The following is a 6,285-nucleotide window of genomic DNA, read 5'->3' as shown; positions in this document are numbered from 1 at the left end:
GTACCCGTCATCAAGGACACTGCCCGCACTAGCGCCGGCACTAGGACTAGTGCCCGCCCCAGCACCAGTCGCGCCCCCATTTGCTGCAGGCTCGGTCCGCCCTGTCCGCCACTCCGGCGCGCCCGATCCCTGCACCTGCAACCGCGCCTGGTTCCGGGTCCGTTCCACGGCTTGGGCCGCGATGATCTGAACGTACTCAAGGACCCGTGAGATCTCCTCGACCCTGCCCGCGAAATCCGCCGCCTCCACGAACCCGAACAACCGGGCATCCGCCGCAGCAGCACCCCGCAAACCGGCCAACGCCTCCACCGCATCATCAAGGAACCCGCCCACCTCTGGGGCAGACCCGCCGCGGGCCACGTTGGTCGCATCCGTGTCAGCAATCCGGGGCAGAATGCGGGCACCGTCTGGATGATCTGCGGATAGGGATCCGGCGGAGCCAGCGGTGGGCGGGCCGAGCACAGGGGAGGCCCTCATAGCTTTATCAAGCCCCACCAAGGGCGCTTCTCCGCGACCGGGAAACATCGTCCCGGGTGCAACAAGCCGTCCCGTCCCATCCATGAATCAAGCCTGTCACCCCGGCAGAAACCCCATAAGCCCACAACCCCCGTATGTGGACAAACCACCCTATGTGGACAACGTGAAGCGCCGCAGGGGCCGCGGCCTGCTCCGGCACCCTTGAACCGCCACCCGAGATACCAACCCAGCACTCGGCCCCAAACCCAGCCCCGCGCCGGCGTGAGCCAAGCGCGCAGTGTCGAGTACCGCCGTCGCACGCGCTTCCGGTACCCGTCGCGCCACACCACGTGCGCCCGCGCAACACCACGTGCGCCCGCGCAACACCACGTGCGCCCGCGCAACCCCACGTGCCCCCACCAAGAGCGCGAAAAAAGGAGGACATAGCTGACGCGGGCCGAAGAGTCTGGGGGAAAACTCCGACCCGCGCCAGGTTTTTGGGGTTGGCTAGCCGATTATCGTCATGGCTTGCCAACCGGTACCCAGACTGGCGGGTGGGACGTTGCTCAGGGTCCCGCTGCCGCTGCCTGGGTAGAGCCACAGGGTGTCGCCGATCCGGCCGATTACGTCGTTCTTGCCGTCGCCGTCGAGGTCCCGGGGTCCTGCGATCAATGTTCGGTTGTCCCAGCCCGCGGAGATCTGCTTCCAGGGGAGCCATCCGCGGGTTCCGTCGCCCGGGTAGAGCCAGAGGGCGCCTGTATCCGCGCGCCTGGCCAGCACATCCGTCGTACCATCTCCATTAAAGTCCCCCGTGCTCAGAATTGCATTCATAACATTCCAGCCGGTTCCTATGGTGGTTGGTGTACGAAGACCACCGCTCCCTGTGCCCTCGTAGAGTCGCAGATCCCCGCTGCTCCTCCGGGCGATGACATCCGGTATGCCGTCGCCGCTGAAGTCGCCGGGGGAGAACAGCTGGCTCATGGTGGTCCACCCGATGCTCACCTGGACCCGTGCGCCGAAGCTGCCGGCGCCGTCGCCCGGGTAGAACCACAGCACATCTCCGCCGCGGGCCAGCAGATCCGGCTTGCCGTCCTTGTTGAAGTCACCGGGGGTGATGATGTCGGTGATGGTTGACCATGCCGGCGCCGGAAGCGCCGTCTGCCGCGGGCCGAGTCCGCCGGCGCCGTTACCCGGATAGAGGAACAGGTTGCCGGCGCTGTCGGAGGACAGGACATCTGCTTTGCCGTCACCGTTGAAGTCATGGGACGACGGCGGACCGGCTGCGGGAACCGTGTACGTCTGGGTTCCAACGGGCGAGGCGTTCCCTGCCGTATCCACTCCGATGTACTTCAGGTTCAGTTGCGTCGTCCCCATGACAATCGGGGTGGAGTACAAGATGTTCGTTGCAGATACCGTGGCAGTCGGGGTGCTGCCGTCGGTGGTGTAGTAGATGCTGGCGCCCGGCTCATCGGCGGAGAGGGTGATGGTCGCCCCGCTGGCCAGTGCCCGGCTGGTCGGACTCGCCGTCACCACAGGTGCCCTGGTGTCCGGCGGGACGGTATAGGTCTGCGTGACGACGTCCGATACGTTGCCGGCAGGATCCGTGGCGAAGAACTTGAGGGTCATCGGATCCGGTCCCGGGAACACAATCGGTGCGGAGTACACCACGCCTGCTGCCAGGGGATCACTGCCGTCCTTGGTGTACTTGATGACGGAGTTTGCCTCATTGGATGTCAGGGTGATGGTGGTGCCAGGAGCGTATGGACCGCTTGTCGGGTTGGCCGTCACCACTGGCTTGGTGACGTCAGGGCCGGTGGCGTAGTTCTGGGTGACAACGGCCGACGTGTTGTTGGCAGTATCCACAGCGAAGTACTTCAGCGTCAGCGGACCATTCACGGTGATGGGAGTGGCATATTTGGCGCTGGCCGTGGTGGGGGTGGTGCCGTCAACGGTGTAGTAGATCGTTGCCGGCTCGTTCGCTGCCAGTGTGATCTTTTGCCCGATGTCGTACGTTCCGCCTGCGGGTGTCGCTGTTACTTCCGGCGCGATGACATCGGCAGTGATGTGGGCCTCGAACTCGGACAGACCCACGCTGGTGGTTGAAGCACTGACTGAGCTGATGTTGAAGCGGACCGAGGTGACGGTTCGGGCCGGGAAGTTTACCGTCAGCCCCGAGCCGTTGTTGGGCAGGGCGCCCACAGGCACAACGCTGCCATCGGAGAAGGCCAGGTTTCCGCCGGTTACCTGGTCGCTGAGGATCGGCCGGTCAAACAGCGTCACTGCGTTGATGGTCTTGGCGGGGGAGAAGTTGTATTGGATCCAGCTGCCGGCTTTTCCGCCGTTGGTCACCCACTCCCGGCCAGCATCCATGGGCGTGCCCCAGGCGTACCCGTCGCGAGCCTTTTCGGGGCTCTGAGCCGAGGCCCTCTGCGAGGAGGCGCTCACAGTGGTGCCTGCTGACTTGGCGGCGTTGCCCGTCCACTCAATGGCAGTAATGTATTGCCGCTTGAGCCAGTCACTGTAGGGAGGCGCCGGACAGGGGCTCCCGCAGAGGTACTTGTCGAAGTCGGCGAACCGCACAAAAGTGTTGACCTTGTTGGTCAAATCTGCGCCGGTGACGTTCTGGGCATACTCGTCGATCACATACGCGTCATAGGCCGACGCGGTATGGGGACCGGTGAAAGCCCTGCTGGCCAGTTGGGCAAATTTTGCCGTGGCCCAGTGGTCGCTGTGGTCGTACGGGTTCTGGTAGCTGCCCGTCCAATCCTGGGTGCGGAAGGTGGTGGGTCGGTAATTGGCCACCAGCTGGTTCAACGTGGTTTGGAATTGGCTCTTGGTGAAGGCTGCCGCACCGTCAACCGGGCGGATGGAGCTGAGCCTGCCATCCCACAACTTCAGGATGCTCTGTCCGTTGTAACGGTTGCTGCCCGTCCCGTCAGGAAAGCCGTCCGGAAGCCGCATGAAAACAACCGAAATGTTCGGCGCCGCGTTCAATGTTTGAAGCGTAAGGGGACGCCCGGGTATGCCTGCGTCGGAGGTAGTCCAAGCATCGGCGACGCCGGCCATTTTGGAGTAGCTTGCCCGGATTCCGGCCTCGAGGCTGTTCCAGTAGGCAGGGCCCTCCCCTGCCTCACCGGCTGTGGTGTAGACGGTCTGCACACAGCGTTTGGCCTGGATGTCCCGCATGAAATCCGGGCTGATGAAAATCAGGTCATCATCGGTGTGGGCCACAACCTGCATGGCACCCCCGGTGCCCGGACAAGGCGGAACCGCTGCCGAAGCAGGGGCAGCGTTTCCCACGGTCAGTGCCGAGAAGGCAACAGATGAGCCCAGCAGCAGGCCAAGGATTTTGCGGGTACGAAACAGGGGAAACTGACGACGACGCCGAGCGTATTTTGGACGGTCCACAACCATTGCTCCTCGAGCAGATGTTGGGCCCCCCAGCCGGCAAATTTGCGACGCCCACCGGACGTCATTCAATTGGGTACTGCGGTTCCTCCACCAAATGGAAGTGAAGCAGTGATGGTTACTGTACTCCTTGGGTCATCACCATGGCTAGGGTCCGGCTCGGACCATCGTCGAATCCCAGCGGACCGGATCGGGTGGCCATTACGCTGATTCCATGAACCGCACCGCAGCGTTGAACCCCAGCCCTCGAACACTCGACGTCGAAAGCGTGGTTCACTTCGATCGCTTGCTGGGTGCCGGGGCCGTCTCAATGCACGGCTGGCACGCGCAATCGCTGGACCTTCGGGGGTACTCGCGCCAGCTCAAGGCCATGGACCCCCAGGGGGCGATCTTCCTTGGCTGCACCTTCGACGCCGGTGTAGAGGACAGCCTGCGAAGCCGCGGTGCGCTGATCTTCCCCAAGCTGCACGGCATACCTTTCGACCCGTACCGTGGCAGTCTCTACACCCCGGCGGAACTCTATCCGGACATTTCAAGAACCGAGTACGAGGCCACCCGCGACGCGCAGGTCTACCAGTGGAGCATCCTGCCCGGCCAGCGCAAAAGCCTGGACGCGACGCTCGCCGCCGCCCTGCACGACCACGCCATAGGCGATGCCTTGGACGAGGCACTTGACCAAGGAGCTTTCGCCGGGAGCAGGATCGTGGGAGTCATGGGCGGCCATGCGGCCCAGCGCGGTTCCAAAGAGTTTGCCGACGCCGCCCGCCTGGGAAGTTTGCTCGCGCGGGCCGGCTTCGCCGTCGCCACCGGGGGAGGCCCGGGCGCCATGGAAGCGGCCAACCTGGGGGCGTACTTCAGCGGACGGCCCGACGCCGAACTGGAAGCCGCCGTCGGTTCGCTCGCCGAGGTTCCGGGGTTCAGGCCCTCGGTGACGGCTTGGGCGCGGAAGGCGGCGGCCGTCGTCGAACGTTATCCCGACGGTACCCCGACGCTGGGCATCCCCACCTGGTTCTATGGGCACGAGCCACCCAACCTGTTCGCCACCCACATTGCCAAATACTTTGCCAATGCCATCCGGGAGGCCATCCTCCTGGAACTTTGCAACGGCGGGATCGTGTTCCTGCCCGGGGCCGCAGGAACGGTACAGGAAATTTTCCAGGACGCTTGCGAGAACTACTACGGAGCGCCCGAAACCATCACGCCCATGGTTTTGGTGGGGCGCGAACACTGGGAAGGGACCTTCCCGGCCTGGCCGATGCTGCAAAGCCTCGCATCGGGCAAGCCCATGGCGGAGAGGATCTTCCTGGTGGATACCGTGGACGAGGCGCTCGCGGTCCTGACGGGGTGAGCGGGTACTCGGGTGAGCGGCGGCAGTACGCGCCCCCGTTCAAAAGTCCTTGCTGCAGGGTCCGGCGCCGAGCTTGGCCAAGCCCGTCAGGTCACCGGCGGCATAGTGCCGGACCCAGGATGCCTGGCCGTACATGAGCTGGCGGGGATCGTCCACGTGGTCCAGACCCACCAGATGGCCCAGTTCATGCATGATGACAGCGACGCCGATTTCGTCCCCGTCCGGGGTGTCCACGATGCCGGCGAACTGCGGGGCATCCAATGACACCGTCCCTGTCACGTACGCCTTGTATCCGTTGCTCAGGCCGATGGAGGAACTCCCGCCCAAGCCCACGGTTTGCCCGGTCAGGCGCGGAACCTGTTCCGGTGTGCTCCACGCGATGAGTACAGGCGCCCAACGATCGCCGTACCTGGCGGGTTGGTAGCCGGAACGGTTAGGGGAGGGGATCTCGGAGCTGGGCCCGTCGTAGATGAACTTCAAGCCGGTGGCATTGCTGGCTTGCTGGACGGCCTTCTCGACAAAGACCTGCCAGGAAGCCGGAGCTATGTCCGAATTCACCACGTAATGGATGGGCCTGCAGGGCGAATAGGCAAGCGGTGTTCCGTCCTCTTTGACGGCCAGGAACTTGTACGAGCTGCTGGCTTGGACCACAGGCGGAGGCGTCCCGAGTGGTGCATCCGCTTCTTCCCGGCCGGGCAAGGGATCATCCCGTTGCCCGAAAGGTGCCAGTCCGGGGCGGGCCGGCTGGCTTTGCGTATTGGATGACCCGTACAGGAACTGTTGCAGTTCGCCGCCGAAAAAAGCGCCGGCGCAGACGAGCCCCAGGATCCCCAGCAGGAACAAAATGGCGGCGACGCTGCTGTGCTTGATGGGTGGCCGGGGCTCAGGCGGTTCGCGCGGACCTGACGACGGCGGAAGGAAACCGGGCCGGGGAGGATCCGGGTCCGGCCACTTGGACGACCCATAAGGTTCCATGGAACCCCCTGACGTGGAGGCCGCGGACGAGCGGTGGGGCGCCGCCGTCGGCCGTATCCGTCAGCATAGGTCCAGCAGGGTCCGGAGTCCATGGCGCC

Annotated in this window: 3 protein-coding genes and 1 pseudogene; 1 reads left to right on the top strand and 3 read right to left on the bottom strand. The window is 64.5% G+C overall.

Annotated elements, in window-relative coordinates; genetic code table 11:
- Both PQ627_RS15525 and PQ627_RS15520 read right to left on the bottom strand, forming a co-directional pair.
- Window positions 1-477: pseudogene (locus PQ627_RS15525) on the bottom strand (hypothetical protein); the annotation flags it as partial.
- Window positions 478-963: 486 nt separating this feature from the next.
- Window positions 964-3,870 (bottom strand): chitobiase/beta-hexosaminidase C-terminal domain-containing protein, encoded by a 2,907-nt coding sequence (locus PQ627_RS15520; RefSeq protein ID WP_274262390.1) that lies wholly within the window; start codon window positions 3,868-3,870, stop codon window positions 964-966.
- A gap of 208 nt (window positions 3,871-4,078) precedes the next feature.
- Between PQ627_RS15520 and PQ627_RS15515 the strand changes: the two genes are divergently transcribed.
- The gene (locus PQ627_RS15515; RefSeq protein ID WP_274262389.1) at window positions 4,079-5,212 is read left to right on the top strand and encodes an LOG family protein; all 1,134 of its coding nucleotides are present in this window, start codon (window positions 4,079-4,081) and stop codon (window positions 5,210-5,212) included.
- 39 nt (window positions 5,213-5,251) lie between these two features.
- Here the strand turns inward: PQ627_RS15515 and PQ627_RS15510 are convergent, their stop codons facing one another.
- Complete coding sequence (locus PQ627_RS15510) at window positions 5,252-6,187, bottom strand: matrixin family metalloprotease (RefSeq protein ID WP_274262388.1); 936 nt, start codon at window positions 6,185-6,187, stop codon at window positions 5,252-5,254.
- Window positions 6,188-6,285 lie beyond the last annotated feature (98 nt).

The organism is Paenarthrobacter sp. AB444 (assembly GCF_028736865.1).
Classification (GTDB): Bacteria; Actinomycetota; Actinomycetes; order Actinomycetales; family Micrococcaceae; genus Arthrobacter; species Arthrobacter nicotinovorans_B.
The sequence above is the reverse complement of the archived record's forward strand: the minus strand, read 5'-3'. Positions and strand labels throughout refer to the sequence as shown.